This is a genomic window from Cellulomonas sp. RIT-PI-Y (genome assembly GCF_025642745.1).
Taxonomy (GTDB): Bacteria; Actinomycetota; Actinomycetes; order Actinomycetales; family Cellulomonadaceae; genus Cellulomonas.
The window spans coordinates 56,550-74,681 of the sequence record NZ_JANZKP010000012.1 but is presented as its reverse complement, the minus strand read 5'-3'; the positions used below and the strand labels follow the sequence as shown (position 1 = coordinate 74,681).

The window sequence follows — 18,132 nt, the reverse complement described above, 5'->3', positions numbered from 1 at the left end:
CCGCATGAGGAGCCCTCCCGTGATGCGATCCACTTCCCCGCGACGGCGACGGCGGACGCTCGGTGCGTCCGCGGCCGTGCTGGTCGGCGCGCTGGCGCTGACGTCCTGTGCCGGCGGCGACGACTCCGGCACGACCGGCACCGGGTCGTCCACCGCGGACGGCACCGCCTCGCTCGTGATCAGCCTGGACAGTTCGGTGGACCTGCTGGACGCCCAGGCCTGGCGCACCCCCGCCGCCATGGTGGCCACCGGGTCTCTTGTCGAGCAGCTGATCGAGCAGACCTACACCACCGACGGACTGGTCAGCACCGGCACCACCGAGTTCGAGGGCGCCCTCGCCGAGTCCTGGGAGACCAGCGAGGACGGGCTGACCACCACCTTCCACCTGCGCGACGGTCTGGCGTTCGCCGACGGCACTCCGCTGACCGCCCAGGACGTGGTCTGGTCCTACCAGCGCAGCCTGCTCGGTCCGGGGTACGTCAAGGCGCTGCTGCCGTTCGCCGGCGTGGCGGACGCCTCCGCCGTGACGGCCCCCGACGACAGCACGGTCGTGGTGACCAGCAGCTTCGCCAGCCCGCTGCTGGCCAAGCTGGAGGCGATGCAGCCGCTGGGCGTCTTCAGCCAGGCCACCGGCGAGGCGAACGCCACCGACGACGACCCGTGGGCGGGCGACTGGTTCCGGGAGAACGCCAACTCCTCCGGCCCGTACACCGTGGCCTCCTACGACCCGACCCAGTCCCTGGTGCTGGAGCCGAACGAGCACTACTACGACGCCGACAAGATCAAGAACGGCGGCGTGACCATCCAGTTCGTCTCCGACCCGTCCCAGCGTGCGCTGCTGCTCCGGTCCGGCGAGATCGATCTGGCCCAGGGCATCCCGCTGGACCAGGTCGCGCAGATGGAGGACGAGGACGGTCTGACCGTCGTCTCGGAGGACTCCAACCGGCTGGAGTACCTCGGCTTCAACACCAGCGAGGCCCCGTTCGACGATCCGCTGGTCCGCCAGGCCGTCGCGAAGGCGGTCCCGTACTCCGCCCTGGTCGACCAGGTGCTCTACGGCTACGCCAACCCCGCCACCGGGGTCGTCCCCGCGTCGATGGACACCCACTCCGACCAGGCCGGCGACTTCACCGAGGACCTGGACGCCGCCCGTGACCTGCTCGACCAGGCCGGGATGTCCGACGGGTTCAGCTCGACGCTCTACTACAAGCAGTCGAACGCGGTCGAGGCGGCGGCAGCGGTGCTGGTGCAGGCGAACCTCAAGGAGATCGGCGTCGACATCGACCTCAAGCCGCTCACCGACGCGGACTTCACCGCACAGACCAACGCACGGTCGCTGCCGATGTACCTGAACAACTTCCTCGGCTGGGGCGCCGACCCGTTCTACCAGATGTACTACCTGGCCGGATCGGCGGCGGGCACCAACTTCACCTCCTACGCCAACCCGGAGCTGGACGCGCTGCTGCAGTCGGGCGTGGCCACCACCGACGAGGCGGAGCGGGCGGAGATCTCGGCCGAGGCCCAGCAGGTGATCTACGACGACATGCCCTTCATCCCGGTCTACAACCCGAACTGGACCTTCGTGGTCCGGGACGGCGTCTCGGGTCTGACCCGGGACAACACCGAGCAGCTGCGGCTGCAGTACCTCACCAAGAGCTGACCGCGATGACCCGATACGTCCTGCGCCGGCTGGGCATCTCGGCCGTGACCGTGGTCGGGCTGGTGCTGGTGGTCTTCCTGGTCACCCGCATCCTGCCCGGCGACGCGGCCGCCGCCCGGCTCGGACCGGAGGCCACGGCCGAGGACGTCGCCGCGCTGCGCGACCGGTACGGGTTGGACGACCCGCTGCTGGTCCAGCTCGGCGACTACCTGGCCCGGCTGGCGCAGGGCGATCTCGGGCAGGCGGTCTCCACCGGCCGCGACGTCTCGACCGAGTTGTTCGCCCGGTTCCCGGCCACCATCGAGCTCGCGCTGGCCGCTCTGGTGGTGGCGTTGCTGATCGGCATCCCGCTCGGCGTGCTGGCCGCGGCGCGGCACGGGCGGGTCGCGGACGGCGTGGCCCGGGTGTACGCGGTGCTCGGGTCGTCGATGGCCCCGTTCTGGCTCGGGCTGCTGCTGATCTTCGGCCTGTTCTCCACCCTGCGCTGGCTGCCCGGCCCGATCGGGCGGCTGCCGGTGGGGGTCGCGCCACCACCGGAGATCACCGGGATGTACGTGCTGGACGCGCTGCTGTCCGGCGACCCGGGCACCGCGGGACAGGCGCTGCGCTACCTGGCGCTGCCCGCGCTCACCCTGGGCATCGGCGCCAGCGCCGCGGTGGTGAAGATGGTCCGCTCCGCCCTGATCTCCACCGCCGGCACCGGCTACGTGCGCACCGCGCTGGCCTTCGGGGTGCCGGGCCGGGAGGTGCTCTGGCGGGACCGGATGCGCAACGCGATGCTGCCGATCCTCACCTCGCTCGGCCTGGTGTTCAGCTTCCTGCTCGGCGGGAACGTGATCGTCGAGCAGCTGTTCAGCTGGCCCGGGATGGGCCGGCTGGCCTACGACGCGGTCCGGGCGAACGACCTGGAGATCCTGCAGGGCTACGCGATCGTGATCGGGGTGGTCTACATCGGACTCAATGTGTTGATCGACCTGGCGTACGGCCTGATCGATCCCCGGATCCGGTTGGGAGGACGGGCATGACCGCGGTCGAGGCGGTCCGCACCCGGGTGCGCCGCCGACGGCCGTTCCTGTGGACCGGGACCGGCGTGCTCGCGGTGCTGATCGTGCTCGGACTGGTCGGGCCGTTCCTGGTCGCCGACCCGCTGGCGGTCGACCCGGTGCACGCGTTGCAGTCCCCGTCCGGCGCGCACTGGTTCGGCACCGACTACTACGGCCGGGACGTGTTCGCCCGGGCGGTGCACGCGATCCGGCTGGACCTGATGCTCGGGGTGAGCGTCGCGCTGCTGGCCCTGGTGATCGGGTCGGCGGTCGGGGTGATCAGCGGCTACCTGGGTGGCCGGGTGGACGACGTGCTGATGCGGGTCACCGACGTGCTGATGGCCTTCCCCGGCTTCGTGCTGGCGATGATCCTGCTGCTGGCGATCGGGGAGTCCACCCCCAAGCTCGCCCTCGCGCTGGCGGTGGCCGCGGTGCCGCCGTTCGTGCGGCTGGTGCGGGCCGAGGCTCTGGCGCAGCGCGAGCTGGAGTACGTCGACGGCGCCAAGGTCTCCGGCGCGGGCTGGCTGCGGATCGCCTTCGGGCACGTGCTGCCGAACTCGCTGCGGCCGGCGGCGGTGCAGTTCACCCTGGTCTGCGGCTATTCCATCCTCAACGTGGCCGGGCTGGCCTACCTGGGCATCGGCATCCACGCACCGACCCCCGAATGGGGCGTGATGGTGGCCGAGGGCGCGCAGAACATGCTCACCGGCCAGTGGTGGACGGCGTTCTTCCCCGGCCTGCTGATCGCCCTGACCGTGATGGGGCTGCACTTCGTCGGCGACGACCTGGGAGGGGACCGATGACCGCCGTATTGGAGTTGGAGGGGCTGTCGGTCCGGGTGCGGGCGACCGGCGCGGAGCTGCTGCGCGAGGTCAGCCTCAGCGTCGCCCCGGGCGAGATCGTCGGGCTGGTCGGCGAGTCCGGCTCGGGCAAGTCGATGACCTCGCTGGCCGTGATGGGCGTGCTGCCGGACGGGATCGAGCTCAGCGGCGGCCGGGTGCTGGTCGGCGGGGCGGATGCCACGGACACCGCCCGGCGCTCGGTGACGCACCGGTTCGCGATGATCTTCCAGAACCCGAAGGACTCGCTGAACCCGTTGATGCGGGTCGGCGAGCAGATCGCGCGGATGGTGCGACTGCACCAGCCGGGGACGGCCGGCGCCTCGAAGGCGTCCGCCCGCGCCGAGGCCGAGCGGCTGCTCGGCCGGGTGCACATCCCGGACCCGGCGCAGGTGGCCCGCTGCTATCCGCACCAGCTGTCCGGTGGCATGTGCCAGCGGGTGATGATCGCGATGGCGCTCAGCTGCCGTCCCGCGCTGCTGATCGCGGACGAGCCGACCACCGCGCTGGACGTGACGGTGCAGGCGCAGATCCTGGCCCTGATCACCGAACTGGCGGACGAGACCGGTTGCGGCGTGCTGTTCATCACCCACGACCTGGGCGTGGTCGCGGAGGTCTGCGACCGGGTGGCGGTGCTGTACCGCGGCGACCTGGTGGAGACCACCGGCGTCGTCGAGCTCTTCGAGTCCCCCGCACACGAGTACACCCGCTACCTGGTCACGGCCGGCGAGGAGGTCGGCGATGGCGCTGCTTGAGCTGCGCGGGATCAGCAAGACGTTCACCGGCCGGGGCCGGACCGTCCATGCCGTGCGCGGCGTCGACCTCGACCTCGACTCCGCCAGCACCGTGGCGCTGGTCGGCGAGTCCGGCTCGGGCAAGTCGACGCTGGGCCGGATCGTCGCGGGGTTGCACCGCGCCTCGGGCGGCACGGCGACCTTCGGCGGCGCCGACCTGCTGGGCGCCTGGGACCGCGAGCGCCGTCGCTCGGTGCAGATGGTCTTCCAGCACCCGTTCCAGTCGCTCGACCCGCGCTGGCCGGTGGACCGGATCCTGCGCGAGCCCCTGGCGCGGTTGTCCGGGCTGCGCGGGTCGGCCGCGGACCGCCGGGTGGACGAGCTCCTGGACCAGGTTGGGCTGCCCACCGCGATGCGCGGCCGGCTGCCCGCGGAGCTGTCCGGCGGTCAGCAGCAGCGGGTGGCGATCGCCAGGGCGCTGGCCCCGCGGCCGGATCTGGTGGTGCTGGACGAGCCGACCTCCGGCCTGGACCAGTCGGTCCGCGGCCGGGTCGTCGACCTGCTGCGCGAGCTGCAACAGGAGACCCAGGCCGCCTACCTGTTCATCACCCACGACATCTCGGTGGTCCGCCGGATCGCCGACCAGGTGGTGGTCATGCACCACGGCGAGGTGGCCGAACGCGGTCCGCGCACCGCGGTGCTGGACCACCCGCAGGACGACTACACCCGCACGCTGCTGGCCGCGGTGCCGGTGGCCGACCCCCGGCGACGTGCCCGGGCCCTTCCCCGTCACGAGGAGACACGATGAAGTTCGGATTGGGTGTGCCCACGGGCACCGAGGGACTGATGTACCCGGTGCCCTACGCCGACCCGGAGCAGGCGGTGCGGATCGCGGTCGAGGCCGAGCGGCTGGGCTTCGACTCGGTGTGGGGCAACGACCACGTCACCACCCAGCGCTACGTCCGCGCGGAGTTCGACGCACCGCCGCGGTTCTACGACCCGTATCTGTACCTGTCCTACGTGGCGGCCAGCACCACCACGCTGCGCCTGGCCACCGCGATCACGGTGATGGCGTTCCGGCACCCGGTGGTCGCCGCCAAGCAGGCCGCCACCCTGGACCAGCTCTCCGGCGGGCGGTTCATCCTCGGCGTCGGGATCGGCGCGTACCGCGAGGAGACGGACGCGATGTGGCCGGGCAACACCCTGCACCGGGGCAAGCAGGCCGAGGAGTTCCTGGCCGCCCTGGAGACCCTGCTGCGCGACCGGCGGTCCAGCTTCGACGGGGAGTACATCCGGTTCGAGGACGTGGAGTCCTTCCCGAAGCCGCGCCAGACGCCGCTGCCGATCCTGTCCGGCGGGAACGCGGTCGGATCGAGGAAGCGGGCGGCCCGGTACGGCACCGGCTGGCTGCCCGCGGTGCTCAGCCCGGCGGAGGTGGCCGCCGGGCTGACGGACATCCGGCGGGAGGCCGCGGAGATCGGCCGGGAGCTGCCGCCGGACTTCGACGTGGCGCCCCAGCTGTCGGTGGCGATGGGCTCCTCCACCGCGGACGCGATGGCCCGGTTCGAGTCCACCCAGCTGCACGAGCACATGCTGTCGCTGTCGGCGTCGACGCTGAAGGACCAGCAGGACGGGTTCGCGGCGCGGAACCTGGTCGGCTCCGCCGCGCAGATCCAGGATCAGGTGCACGCCTACGCCGAGGCCGGGGTGACCACGCTCTCCGCCCTGTTGTTCGCCTGCAACACCGTCGAGGAGACGCTCGACCAGATGGCGGACTTCGCCGAGAACGTGATCGCCCCGGTGAACGGAGCCACCCGATGAGCCATGCCGACCTGATCACCGCCCGGACCGCCCGGCTCCGGGCCCAGCTCGCCGACGGGCCGTTCGACGCGGTGCTGGCGCTGTCCACCGCGAATGTCGACTACGCGTCGGGATACCGGTCGATGTCCGGCTCGGTGCACGGGAGCAACGCGGTCGCCGCGCTGGTCACCGGTGGCCTGCTGCTGTTGTCCGGCCCGGTCGCGGATGCCGCCCCCGCCTTCGACGCCGGTCTGCCGGAGGGGGACTTCCTGGCCTTCGGCCGGTTCTTCTTCGAGTCGGCCGACGGCGCGGCGGAGGCCACCGGTCTGGTCGAGCAGCACGCCGGTGCGGCGGAGGCGATCGTCGCTGCCGTCCACCGGGCCGGACTCGCCGCCGCGACGATCGGCCTGGACGAGGCCGCCTGCCCGGAGCCGCTGCGCACCGCGCTGGCCCGCGCACTTCCCGGCGTCTCCTGGGCCCCCGCCTCCGCGTGGCTGACCCGGGTCCGCTCCCGCAAGCTGCCCGGGGAACTGGAGCTGCTCGGCCGCGCGGCCGCCCTGGCCGAGGGCGGCATCGTCGCCGCGCTCGCCCACGCCCGCGCCGGGGTGACCGAGCGTGAGCTGGCCCGGGTGGTGGCCCGCACCATGGTCGACGGGGGCGGGCAGCCCAAGTTCGTGGTGGTCACCGCGGGCGACCGCTCCGCCCTGGCCGACGCCGAGCCCACCGACCGCCCGCTCGCGCCCGGGGACCTGCTGCGCTTCGACGTGGGCTGTCTGGTGGACGGGTACTGGTCGGACATCGGCCGCACCGCCGTGGTGGGCTCCCCCACCCCCCGGCAGAGCGGGTACTACGACGCGATCCTGGCCGGCGTGGACGCTCAGCTCGCCCTGGCCCGGCCCGGCGTGCTGGCCTCCGAGCTGTTCGACGTGGCGATCCGCACCACCGAGGCCACCGGTGGCCCGGCGCCCTACCGCCGCCATCACGTCGGGCACGGGATCGGCCTGGACGTCTACGAGGCGCCGATCGTGCGCCCCGGGGAGGACGTGGCCCTGGCCGAGGGGATGACCTTCTGCTTCGAGACGCCGTACTACGAGCTGGGCTGGGGCGGGATGATGATCGAGGACGCACTGGTGGTCACCGCCGACGGCGCGCGCCCGCTCACCTCCCTGGCCCGCGGTCTGACGGAGGTGCCCGCATGACCGGCGCCGGCACGACCTACACCGGAGAGCTGCGCTGCGGGGTGACGGGTGCCGTGGTGCCCGAGTCGGCGGCCTACCGGCCGTCGGCGGAGGCCGCCGCGGTCGGGGTGCACGCCTTCGCCTCCCCGGTGTACGACCTGACCGGGCTGACCGCTCTGCCGGTCACCGACCGGCCCGGGCTGTTCCGGTACGCCGACCTGCTGCCGGTGGACCCGGACGGTCCGCTGGTGTCGCTCGGCGAGGGCGGCACCCCCCTGGTGCCGGTCCCCCGGCTGGCGGCCGAGCTCGGGCTGGCCGATCTCCGGGTGAAGGACGAGTCCCGCAATCCGACCTGGTCCTACAAGGACCGGCTGGCCGCGGTCGCGGTCACCAAGGCGGTGCAGCAGGGCCTGGACACCGTGGTGGTGGCCAGCACCGGGAACCACGGCGCCGCCACCGCCGCCTACGCCGCCCGCGCCGGACTGCGCTGCGTGGTGCTCACCGTGGCCTCGGTGCCGCAGACCATGAAGACCCTGATGCAGTCGTACGGGGCCGACGTGGTGGCCTTCGACGACCCTGCGGACCGGTGGACCGTGATGCGGGCCGGGGTGACCGAGCGCGGCTGGGTGCCGGTCTCCGGCTACCTGTCGCCGCCGTCCGGCTCGAACCCGTTCGGTGTGGACGGCTACAAGACCATCGCCTTCGAGCTGGTCGAGCAGCTCGGCGGCCGTGCCCCGGACGTGGTGGTCGCGCCGGTGGCCTACGGGGACGGGGCGGCCGGGATGGCCCGCGGGTTCGCCGACCTGCTCGCGCTCGGGGTGATCGACCGCATGCCGCGGATGGTGGCCGCCGAGCCGTTCGGCCCGCACGAGCAGGCGCTGCGCGACGGGTTCGTCCCCGGGGCGACGGTGCCCGCCGGTCCGACGGTGGCGTTCTCGATCGGCTCGTCGATGGCGACCTGGCAGGGCTGGGACGTGCTGCACCGCACCGGCGGCGGCGCCGCCACCGCCTCCGACGACCAGGTGATGGCTGCCCAGGCCCGGCTGGCCGCCACCGAGGGGCTCTACCTGGAGGCGTCCTCGGTGATGACGGTCGCGGTGCTGCCCACCCTGATCGAGCGGGGCGTGATCTCCCGGTCGGACACCGTGGTGCTGCTGGGCACCTCCACCGGGCTCAAGGACGTCGGCGCCACCGCCGCCCGGCTCGCCCCGGTGCCGGTGATCGAGCCGACGCTGGCCGCCTTCGACGCCGCCACGGTCCGCGGATGAGGATCGCGTTCGCCCCGGCCGGCCGCCGGGATGCCCGGACCGCGGTGGACCTCGCCCGGCGGGCCGAGAGGGCGGGCTTCGCGGAGGTCTGGCTCAGCGAGGACTACCTGGAGCGCGGGGCGTTCGCGGTGGCCGGCGCGGTCGCGGCCGCCACCGAGCGGGTCACCGTCGGTCTGGGCGTGATCAATCCCTGGACCCGGCACGTGGCCCTGACCGCGATGGAGTGCGCCGCGCTGGACGAGGTCAGCGGCGGGCGCCTGGTGATCGGCCTGGGCGCGAGCAACAAGGTGTGGATGCAGGACCAGCTGGGCATCCCGTACCACCGGCCGATCAGCACCCTGACCGCGTTCAGCGACGACCTGCGCGCGCTGCTGGCCGGTCGCACGGCCGGATCGGCACGGCTGTCGTTCACCCCGGTGCGCCCCGATCCCCCGGTGTTCTGGGGGGTGAAGGGGGAGCGGGCGCTCGCCGCGGGGGCGGAGCGCGCGGACGGCCTGATGCTCTCCGTGCTGTCCACCCCGGCCTACGTCCGCTGGATCCGGGAGCGCCACCCCCGCGCGGGGCTGGCGCTGACCGGCTATGCCGCGTTCAGCTGCGACGACGACCCCGCCCGCGCCTACGACCGGGTCCGGTCCCGGACGGCGCGGTTCCTCGGCATGCACGGGGCGTCCCCGATCACCGCCACGGCCGGTGTGCCCGCCGAGCACGCCGACCTGCTGCGCTCGCGGATGCTGGCCGGGCAGGACGGCGCCGACCTGGTGGACGACGACCTGGTGCGCGCCGTCACCCTGGCCGGGGACCCGGAGCGGATCGCGGCCGGGATGTCCGCCTTCGCCGACGCCGGGCTGGACACCCTGGTCGTGATGGACGACGGGGTCGGCGATCCGCTCCGGGTGCTGGACGACGCCGCGGCCTGCGCGCGCCGCGCCGGACTGCTGTGACCCCGCTACCCCCCGGCCTCCACCGCCGCCGACCCATGGCTGGCCGCGCTGATCCCCAGATCGAGACCGCCCACCGCCAGCATCGCCTGGGCGACATCCCGCACCCGGTGCAGATCGAGGTCGGTCAGCTCGTGGATCCGGCGCAGCCGGTAGATGACCGTGTTCGGGTGCACCACCAGCCGGCGGGCGGTCTCCGGCACCGACAGGTCCGTGGCGAGATGGGCCCGCAGGGTGTCGACCAGGTGCTCGTGCCCGGCGAGCGGGCGCAGGTAGCGGTCCTGCAGGTTCACCACCATCCGCGGGTCGCGCAGCGCCCAGACCTCCAGCAGCACCTCGGTGAAGGCCAGCATCTGCCGGCTCGCGCCCCGCAGCGCGCCGACCCGCACCGCGCCGATCGCCTGGCGGCAGGACCCGCCCACCCGGGCCAGTCCGCGCCGCGGCTCGCCCACCCCGCCGACCGCGGCCACCGCGATCCGGCGTTGCCCGAGACCGGCGGTGAGCACCGCGGCCAGGTCGGCGGGCGCCCGGTCCCAGGCCACCGCCAGCACCACCACCGGCGGGTGGCTGTCCTCGCGCACCACGCCGGACAGCGGGGCGGTGCCGGTCTCGGTGCGCAGATGGGCCACCGCGTGGTGGCGCAGTTCGGCCAGCGGGTCGTGCAGGCCCTCCTCCGCGGGCTCGACCGGGGCGAGTGCCAGGCCCACCATCCGGGTGTCCTCGTCCAGGTCCAGACCGAGCGACCGCACCAGGCCGGCCAGGTCCGCGGACTCGATCGGTTCCCCGCTGACCAGACGGTTCATCAGATCCGGCTCGGTCAGCACCGTGCGGGTCGCGATCCGGTGCTGCATCCGCTGGTAGGCCGCCAGCATCGCGCCTTCCAGCTGGTCCAGCACCGCGATGATCGCCCGCTGTCCGGCACGGGCCGCCGCCGCACCGACCTGCATCCGGGCGCACCGGTCCAGGAAGGTGTCCACCAGCGAGCGTTCGGCGTTCCGGTAGGACTGGACGATCGCGGCATGGGCCACGCCCTGCAACGCCCGGCGTTCGCCGTTGGTCGCGGCCGACTCCAGTTCCCCGGCCGACGGCGCGCGCTCCTCGATCAGGCAGACCAGCACATTGAGGATCGAGTCGCTGACCTGGGCGGTCAGATCGGTGCGGTCCACCACCACCTGCGGGTAGGCCGGCACCAGCCGCCAGACCCGATCGGTGATCTCCCCGATGATCGATGCGAAGTCCGTCACCATCGACCGCGCGACGCGCAGCACCTCCGGTGGTGTGCGCATGGTTCGGCTCCCTCGTGCGGTCGGGCGTCCATCGCACCATCCCCCTGCTTCCGGCGTGTTACGCCGGGCCACCCCGCCACCCCGCACCGAGGAGAACCGCGATGACCGCGCAGATCGGCTACGCCGCGATGAGCGAACAGTTCCACCCCACCGAGCTGGTGGAGCTCTGCCGGAGGGCCGAGCAGGCCGGGTTCGCCGGCACCATGGCCGCCGACCACTTCCAGCCCTGGGTCCCGCAGCAGGGGCATGCGCCGTTCGTGTGGAACCTGCTCACCGCGGTGGGCGCGGTCACCACCGGGGACCTCGGGCCCGGCGTGACCTGCCCCAGCTTCAAGATGCACCCGGCCCTGGTCGCGCAGGCGTCGGCCACCCTGGCGGCGATGTACCCCGGCCGGCACTGGCTGGGACTGGGCTCCGGCGAGGCGCTGAACGAGCACGTGGTCGGCGGCTACTGGCCGGAGGCGCCGGACCGCCTGCGCCGGATGTGGGAGGCGGTCGCGATCATCCGCAAGCTGTTCAGCGGCAAGGAGGTCAAGCACCGCGGCGAGTTCTTCACGCTGGAGAAGACCCGGCTGTGGACCCTGGACGAGGCCCCGCCGATCCACATCGCCACCGCCGGGCCGATCACCGCCAGGCGCACCGGCCGGGAGGCGGACGGGATCATCACCCCGGGGGCGAGCCTGGACAAGGTCGCGGGCATCCTGGCCAAGTTCGCCGAGGGGGCCCGCGAGGCCGGCAAGGACCCGGATGCGATGCCGAAGGTCCTCCAGCTGCACCTGTCCTGGGCGCCGACCCACGAGCACGCGCTGGCCAACGCGATGACCGAGTGGCCGAACGGCGGGATGAAGTTCGGCAAGGGCGACATCCGCTCGCCCTACGACTTCGAGCAGATGGCCAAGCTGGTCCGGCCGGAGGACTTCGAGGGGCGCCTGCTGATCTCGGCGGACCCCGACGCGCACCGGGCCGAGATCCAGCGGTTCATCGACGCGGGCTTCACCCACGTGTACCTGCACAACGTGGGACGGAACCAGGCCGAGTGGATCGACGTCTTCGCCCGGGAGGTGCTGCCGGCCCTGCGGTCGTGACCCGGGTTCATCGCCGCGCCCCGACCACGCGGCGCACCACCGGCTGCACCGTGCGGTCGAGCCGGAGCAGCCCGAGGAGCAGGCCCCAGGCCGCCAGCGCGACCGGCAGCCGGGTCAGCCACCACCCGGCGGTCCAGGGCTCCGGCACCGAGAGCCGGAAGCCGAAGAGCACCAACCCGGTGAGCAGGAACATCGCGGTCAGGTGCCACAGGTACAGCCCCATCGACCGCGCGTTCGCCCAGGCCACCAGCGGCGACCGGGCCGCCCGCCCGGCCAGCCGGGGTCGCAGCGCCAGGGCGAAGGCCACCTGGGCCACCGCGAAGGTCAGCACCGGGGCGGTCGGCGGGGCAAGATTGGACACCGCGTCGCCGGGCATCCCGATCAGCGACACCGGGTACGGACCGCAGACGATCAGCACCACCGTGGCCGCCAGCCCGCCGACCGCCACCAGCGCGGCCCGGCGGGGTGACCCGGCCCGGCCCGCCATCCGGGCCTCGGCGTCCAGCAGGCCGATCACGTAGGGCACCGCCCAGACCAGCACCAGGTTGGCCATCGACACCTGGCCGATCCCGGCGCCGAACCGGAGCAGGTCCACCGCGAGCGCCGCGGCGCCCAGGGCCACCGGCACCCGCCATCCCCAGCGCTCCCCGGCCCGGACCAGGACCGGGGTCAGGGCGAGCAGCACCACCTGGACCCCGAGGAACCACAGCGGTTGCGGGGCGATCCGTGCCACCTGCCGCACCGCGGTGTCCGGGATGCCCAGCAGGGGCAGCACCACGACCAGACCGGCCCAGATCAGCGCGAAGCCGCCGAGGGCCGGGAGCATCGCCCGGACCCGCGCGGTGAGGAAGCTGTGGGCGGAGGCCGCTCTGCGCCACCCGTGCCGGGCAGCGACCCCGGCGGCGAAGAACAGCACCGGCAGCGGCTGCGACCAGGTGAGCAGCCAGGCCCAGCCGTGGCCGAGCGCGTTGCCGATCACCAGCCGGTCGCCGTCCCAGGACGCCTCGACCATCGACCAGTGCAGCGCCACCACGGCCAGGATGCCCACCGCGCGGATCCCGTCCACGTACGGGTCGCGGGCGGGCGGCGCCGGACGGGCGGGGTCCGGGGTGGTGGACCGTTCCCGGACCGGGGCGGTGAGTGTGGCCGACATGGCGCTCCTCGACAGCAGCCGCGCAGCTCACGCGGGAACCCGGCTTTCGGGCGCCTGACCAGCCTGTTCGCCTCGACCGATCCGGAACATGACGAAGCCCGCCGGGTGTCCGGCGGGCTTCGTCATGATCGGGGTGGGGTGATCCCCCGGCAGGTTCAGACGCCGAGTCTGAGGTACCGCAGCACCGCCAGCACCCGGCGGTTGTCCCCGGCGTCCTGGGCCAGGTCGAGCTTGCCGAAGATCGAGGTGACGTGCTTCTCCACCGCCCCCGCGGACAGGTACAGCCGCTCGGCGATCGCGCCGTTCGACCGGCCCTCGGCCATCATCTCCAGCACCTCGACCTCACGCGGGGAGAGCCGGGCCAGCCCGGGGTCCACCCGTGCGGCGCCCATCAACTGCCCGACGACCTCCGGGTCCAGCACGGTCTGCCCGGCGGCGATCCGCTCCAGGGCGTCCAGGAAGTCCCGGACCTCGGCGACCCGGTCCTTGAGCAGGTAGCCGGTCCCCCGGGCGTCCGCGCCGAACAGCTCGGTGGCGTAGGCGGTCTCGACGTACTGGGAGAACAGCAGGACGCCGACCCCGGGGTGGTCCCGGCGGATCGCGAGGGCCGCGCGCAGTCCCTCGTCGGTGAAGGTGGGTGGCATCCGGACGTCCAGCACGGCCACGTCCGGCCGTTCGGACAGCGTGGGCAGCTCGGCCAGCAGCGCGTCGGCGTCGGGCCGGGCCGCCAGCACCCGGTGGCCCCGCCGGGTCAGCAGCGCGACCAGACCGTCCCGGAGCACCACCGAGTCCTCGGCGATGACCACCGTCAGCGGGGTCGGGGTCATCGGGCGCTCATCGGCAGGTCCACGGTGATCACCGTAGGCCCACCGGCGGGGCTGTCGATCTCGATCCGGCCGTCCACCGCTGCGGCCCGGTCGCCGATCCCGGCCAGACCCGAGCCGCCCGAGGCACCCGGCAGCCCGGCGGCCGCGCCACCGCGCCCGTTGTCGGTGACCCGCACCGTGACCCGGCGACGACCGCCGAGCACCTCCACCGCGGCCTTGTCCGCCCCGGAGTGCCTCGCCGCGTTGGTCAGCAGCTCCGCGACGGCGTAGTACGCGATGGTCTGGATCTCCGGGTCCGGCTCCCGGCGCAGGTCGGTCCGGACGGCGACGCTGAGCGGGCAGCGCGTGGCGAGCGTGGTGAGGGCGACCGCCAGACCGTCGTCGAGGGCCGGCGGGTGGATGCCCCGGGCGATCTCGCGCAGCTCCGCCAGGGTGTCCTTGAGTCCGGTGTGCGCGGCGCCGAGCAGGGCGGCCGACTCCGGGTCCGGCCCCTCCTCCAGCCGGTCCTTCACATCGCCGATCTGCATGGCCACCGCGACCAGCCGGGCCTGGGTGCCGTCGTGCAGGTCCCGTTCGATCCGGCGCAGCCGGGCGTCGGCGCCCTGCACCGCCGCGCTGCGGGTGCGCTCCAGGTGGGCGACCCGCAGGCTGGCCTCGGTCGGGCCGAGCAGCCCCCGGCTCAGCCCGCGGAACAGGTGGCCGAAGGCCCGGGTGAGGGACCACCAGGCGACCAGGCAGAGCACCCCGCCGGAGATCAGCAGCCACTGCCGTGGCGTGGTGTCCATGAAGTAGCCGTCGCCGAAGGACGCGCCGCGGTGCATCCGGCCGTCGGAGCCGATCTGGGCGGGCAGGAACCGGTACCAGATCCAGTGCGTGAGCCCGCCCAGGCCGACCGCCAGGAACCCGACGGACACCACGGTCCCGAGCATCGACAGCGGCCAGGACACCAGACCGAACAGCATCGCCCGCCACCCGGCGGGGTCCGCCCACCAGGCGAGCAGCCGCCGCCACGACCCGTCGACCTCGCGCCGCCGCGGCGGTGCCGGGACGTCCAGCCCGAGGAAGGTGCGGGCCATCGACCGGTAGGCGGAGCCGAAGCCGCGGGCGCCGATCACCATCGCGCCCGGGACGTACAGACCCACCACGGTGATCAGCAGTCCCGCGGTCAACGACACGGTGGCCACGAGGTAGACGAACGCGGCCGAGCTGAGCAGCAGCATGACCAGCAGGTAGCCGAGCTCGCGCCAGGTCCGGCCGGGGAGCGGGGTCCACGCCATGACGGGCCGGGCGGGGCCGACCGGAACCGGATCGATCGCGGCCAGATCGACGGTCGGGGCCGACTCGGCGGTCGCGGCCGGCTCGGCGGTCAGGGCCGGCTCGGCGGTCAGGGCCGGCTCGGCGTTCGCGGAGGGCGGGGACGGCTCGGCGGGTGACGCCGACGCGGTGGGCTCGCCGTTCCGGTGCGGTGCGGGGCCGGGCGGGGCCGCAGGCGGCTCGTGGACGGACGGATCGGGCATCAGGTGCTCCTCGCAGGGTGGGTCGCGATCTCCATCGTCCCGCGCGGTGGACTCGACAGGACACCCGGCGACCCCGTGAGGCAGGGTGGGGTTATCCCCCGTTCGGGTGGGGCGGTGCCCGCGTGCGCGCGGCCCGGGCGCGTCAGGCCACGGCGCGTACCGACGGCACCTGTGACCCCCGCCACGGCCCGGACGCGCATGGACGCGCGCCCACGGCAGCCGTCATGTCACGAAACGGTAACAATCCAAGATCAGGTAAAGTCGCAGGTCAGGATGCCTTTACCTAGGCAAAGTCACGCCTGCACACCCTTGATTTCAGCACTTCCCATTCGCCCTTCGCGCAGATCTGGTGAATGGTGGTCAACGACCAGATCAACGAGTTGGTCGGCACGGAACAGGGACTCTCGGCCCTCGCGGCACCCCGATGGGGGGTGCGGATGCGGGGGCCGATCCACGTTCGGAGGGCCGGTCCGGACCGCGACGACCATCGCGCGACCTGACCGCTCCGCGAAGGAGTGCCGACCCGACACGCGAGGCACCAGGCGCGGACTCAGCGCGCTCCGACCGGAGCGCCGTCTCCCCCGGTGCGCGTGTCATGGACGTGACGAGGTGGATGAGTGACAGGACTGCGCGTCGAGGGCGTGTACAAGGTCTTCGGTCGACGACCGGAGCAGGCGGTGCGCCGCCTGCGCGAGGGCGCAGGACGCGACGAGGTGAAGCAGTGGGGAACCGCTGCGGTGATCGACGCGGACCTCGAGATCGCCTCCGGTGAGACCTTCGTGGTGATGGGCCTGTCCGGCTCCGGCAAGTCGACCCTGATCCGGATGCTGAACGGGCTGTGGAAGCCCACGGCCGGCCGGGTGCTGCTCGGGGACGACGACCTGAGCGCGGTGAGCCCCGCGCAGCTGCGTGAGATCCGCCAGCGCAAGGTGTCGATGGTGTTCCAGCACTTCGCCCTGCTGCCGCACCGCACGGTGCTGGACAACGCGGCCTACCCGCTGTCGCTGCAGAACGTGGAGAAGTCCGAGCGCGACCGCCGGGCCCGCGAGGCGCTCGCCATGGTCGGGCTCGACCAGTGGGCCGACCACCTGCCGCACGAGCTCTCCGGTGGCATGCGTCAGCGCGTGGGCCTGGCCCGCGCCCTGGCCGCCGACACCGACATCCTGCTGATGGACGAGGCGTTCTCCGCCCTTGACCCGCTGATCCGGCGCGAGATGCAGGACCAGCTGCTGGAGCTCCAGCAGACCCTGGGGAAGACCATCGTCTTCATCACCCACGACCTGAACGAGGCGATGTACCTCGGCGACCGGATCGCGGTCATGCGCGACGGCCGGATCGTGCAGGTCGGCACCAGCGAGCAGATCCTCTCCGACCCGGCGGACGACTACGTGGCGCAGTTCGTCGCCGACGTGGACCGGACCCGGGTGCTGACCGCCTCCTCCGTGATGCGCCGCCCCGCCGCGGTCGCGTCGCTGAACGCCGGCCCCCGACTGGCCCTGCGCACCATGCAGGAGCAGCAGGTCGCCGCCGCCTACGTGGTGGACCGGGCGCGCAGGCTGCAGGGCATCATCCGGGACGAGGACGCCGTCAAGGCGACCCGTGACGGCGCCGAGAACCTGGTCGGGCGGGTCGACGCCAGTCTGACCTCGGTCTCCGCGGACACCCCGCTCGCGGAGGTGTTCGCCCCCGCCGCCGAGTCCCCGCTGCCGGTGCCGGTCACCGACGAGCAGGGCCGCCTGGTCGGCGTCATCCCCCGGGTGACGCTGCTCGAGGCCATGGTCCCGCCGGAGAACACCACCCCGCCGGAAGGCACCCCGGTCGTCGCGGGCACCACCACCGACACCGACACCACGATCGAGGAGGTGCGCGCGTGATCCACGCCGCCACGGACACCGGGATGCCCCGCCTGCCGCTGGGTGAGTGGGTCGACACGATCGTCACCTGGATCACCACCACCTTCAGCGGACTGTTCAAGGTCATCCGCTCGATCCTGACCTCGGCCTACGACGGCCTGGACACCGTGCTCAGCGGTCCGCCGTTCTGGATCATCGTGATCGCGCTGGCCCTGATCGCCCTGTTCGCCAAGGGCTGGAAGCTCGCGGTCGGCACCCTGGCCGGGTTCGTGGTGATCGCCGCGGTCGACCAGTGGTCCAACGCGATGGACTCCCTGGCCCTGGTCATCCTCGCCAGTGCGGTCGCGCTGATCCTGGCGATCCCGCTCGGCATCTGGGCCGCCCGCAACGACCACGTCTCCCGGACCCTGCGCCCGGTGCTCGACTTCATGCAGACGATGCCCGCCTTCGTGTACCTGATCCCCACCGTGGTGATCTTCCGGGTCGGCGTGGTGCCCGGCATCGTGGCCACCGTGATCTTCGCGATGGCCCCCGGCGTGCGCTTCACCGAGCTCGGCCTGCGCCAGGTCGACCGTGAGGTCGTCGAGGCCGGCCACGCCTTCGGGTCTTCGGACGGCCGCATCCTGCGCCAGATCCAGCTCCCGCTGGCGATGCCGACCATCATGGCCGGCGTCAACCAGGTGATCATGCTGGCGCTGTCGATGGTGGTCATCTCCGGCATGGTCGGCGCCGGCGGCCTGGGTGGCGACGTCGTCGCCGCGCTGAACCGGGTCAACATCTCGCTCGGCTTCGAGGCCGGGCTCGCCGTGGTGATCCTGGCGATGTTCCTGGACCGGGTCACCTCCGCGTTCGGCACCCGGTCGAAGGTCGCCAAGGCCGTGGCCGCCGCGTCGGCCTCGCACTGACAGCCACTTCACTCTCGCGACATCCCCCACGAAGGACGGCTCTCTG

16 protein-coding genes are annotated in these 18,132 nt (G+C 73.1%); 12 read left to right on the top strand and 4 right to left on the bottom strand.

The window, feature by feature from the left end:
* Positions 1-22 precede the first annotated feature (22 nt).
* The 9 genes from OGL89_RS06190 to OGL89_RS06150 are packed head-to-tail and all read left to right on the top strand — an operon-like array spanning position 23 to position 9,463.
* Positions 23-1,660 (top strand): ABC transporter substrate-binding protein, encoded by a 1,638-nt coding sequence (locus OGL89_RS06190; RefSeq protein ID WP_263119034.1) that lies wholly within the window; start codon positions 23-25, stop codon positions 1,658-1,660.
* Between the two features lie 5 nt (positions 1,661-1,665).
* On the top strand, positions 1,666-2,685 hold the full coding sequence (locus tag OGL89_RS06185; RefSeq protein WP_263119033.1) for an ABC transporter permease: 1,020 nt from the start codon (positions 1,666-1,668) through the stop codon (positions 2,683-2,685).
* Positions 2,682-3,506, top strand: coding sequence for an ABC transporter permease (locus tag OGL89_RS06180; RefSeq protein ID WP_263119032.1), 825 nt, complete (start codon positions 2,682-2,684; stop codon positions 3,504-3,506). The genes OGL89_RS06185 and OGL89_RS06180 overlap by 4 nt, the downstream gene beginning before the upstream one ends.
* Positions 3,503-4,297 carry an ABC transporter ATP-binding protein gene (locus OGL89_RS06175; RefSeq protein ID WP_263119031.1) on the top strand — a complete coding sequence of 265 codons (795 nt, stop codon included), beginning with the start codon at positions 3,503-3,505 and terminating at the stop codon, positions 4,295-4,297. The genes OGL89_RS06180 and OGL89_RS06175 overlap by 4 nt, the downstream gene beginning before the upstream one ends.
* Positions 4,284-5,084, top strand: a complete 801-nt coding sequence (locus tag OGL89_RS06170; RefSeq protein ID WP_263119030.1) for an ATP-binding cassette domain-containing protein — start codon at positions 4,284-4,286, stop codon at positions 5,082-5,084. Before OGL89_RS06175 ends, OGL89_RS06170 begins: the two co-directional genes overlap by 14 nt.
* Positions 5,081-6,097, top strand: a complete 1,017-nt coding sequence (locus OGL89_RS06165; protein ID WP_263119029.1) for an LLM class flavin-dependent oxidoreductase — start codon at positions 5,081-5,083, stop codon at positions 6,095-6,097. The genes OGL89_RS06170 and OGL89_RS06165 overlap by 4 nt, the downstream gene beginning before the upstream one ends.
* A complete protein-coding gene (locus OGL89_RS06160; protein ID WP_263119028.1) occupies positions 6,094-7,275 on the top strand; it encodes a Xaa-Pro peptidase family protein in 1,182 nt (393 codons plus the stop codon). The genes OGL89_RS06165 and OGL89_RS06160 overlap by 4 nt, the downstream gene beginning before the upstream one ends.
* Positions 7,272-8,522, top strand: a complete 1,251-nt coding sequence (locus tag OGL89_RS06155; protein ID WP_263119027.1) for a pyridoxal-phosphate dependent enzyme — start codon at positions 7,272-7,274, stop codon at positions 8,520-8,522. Before OGL89_RS06160 ends, OGL89_RS06155 begins: the two co-directional genes overlap by 4 nt.
* Positions 8,519-9,463, top strand: coding sequence for an LLM class flavin-dependent oxidoreductase (locus OGL89_RS06150; protein WP_263119026.1), 945 nt, complete (start codon positions 8,519-8,521; stop codon positions 9,461-9,463). Before OGL89_RS06155 ends, OGL89_RS06150 begins: the two co-directional genes overlap by 4 nt.
* 5 nt (positions 9,464-9,468) lie before the next feature.
* Here the strand turns inward: OGL89_RS06150 and OGL89_RS06145 are convergent, their stop codons facing one another.
* Entirely contained in the window at positions 9,469-10,746 is a 1,278-nt protein-coding gene (locus tag OGL89_RS06145) for a PucR family transcriptional regulator (protein ID WP_263119025.1), read from the bottom strand.
* 101 nt (positions 10,747-10,847) lie between these two features.
* Here OGL89_RS06145 and OGL89_RS06140 point away from each other — a divergent pair, with 101 nt between their 5' ends.
* On the top strand, positions 10,848-11,831 hold the full coding sequence (locus OGL89_RS06140) for a TIGR03557 family F420-dependent LLM class oxidoreductase (RefSeq protein WP_263119024.1): 984 nt from the start codon (positions 10,848-10,850) through the stop codon (positions 11,829-11,831).
* Between the two features lie 7 nt (positions 11,832-11,838).
* Here the strand turns inward: OGL89_RS06140 and OGL89_RS06135 are convergent, their stop codons facing one another.
* The 3 genes from OGL89_RS06135 to OGL89_RS06125 form a co-directional block, all read right to left on the bottom strand.
* On the bottom strand, positions 11,839-12,984 hold the full coding sequence (locus OGL89_RS06135) for an acyltransferase (protein ID WP_263119023.1): 1,146 nt from the start codon (positions 12,982-12,984) through the stop codon (positions 11,839-11,841).
* Between the two features lie 155 nt (positions 12,985-13,139).
* Positions 13,140-13,796, bottom strand: a complete 657-nt coding sequence (locus tag OGL89_RS06130; RefSeq protein ID WP_346770684.1) for a response regulator transcription factor — start codon at positions 13,794-13,796, stop codon at positions 13,140-13,142.
* Between the two features lie 11 nt (positions 13,797-13,807).
* Entirely contained in the window at positions 13,808-15,328 is a 1,521-nt protein-coding gene (locus tag OGL89_RS06125; RefSeq protein WP_263119021.1) for a sensor domain-containing protein, read from the bottom strand.
* A 617-nt stretch (positions 15,329-15,945) separates the two neighbouring features.
* On the opposite strand from OGL89_RS06125, the gene OGL89_RS06120 reads away from it, so the two are divergent.
* Both OGL89_RS06120 and OGL89_RS06115 read left to right on the top strand, forming a co-directional pair.
* Positions 15,946-17,202: a glycine betaine/L-proline ABC transporter ATP-binding protein gene (locus OGL89_RS06120; RefSeq protein WP_263119020.1), complete on the top strand. Its 1,257-nt coding sequence runs from the start codon at positions 15,946-15,948 to the stop codon at positions 17,200-17,202.
* 23 nt (positions 17,203-17,225) lie between these two features.
* Entirely contained in the window at positions 17,226-18,086 is an 861-nt protein-coding gene (locus tag OGL89_RS06115) for an ABC transporter permease subunit (RefSeq protein WP_263119036.1), read from the top strand.
* The last annotated feature ends 46 nt before the right edge of the window (positions 18,087-18,132 follow it).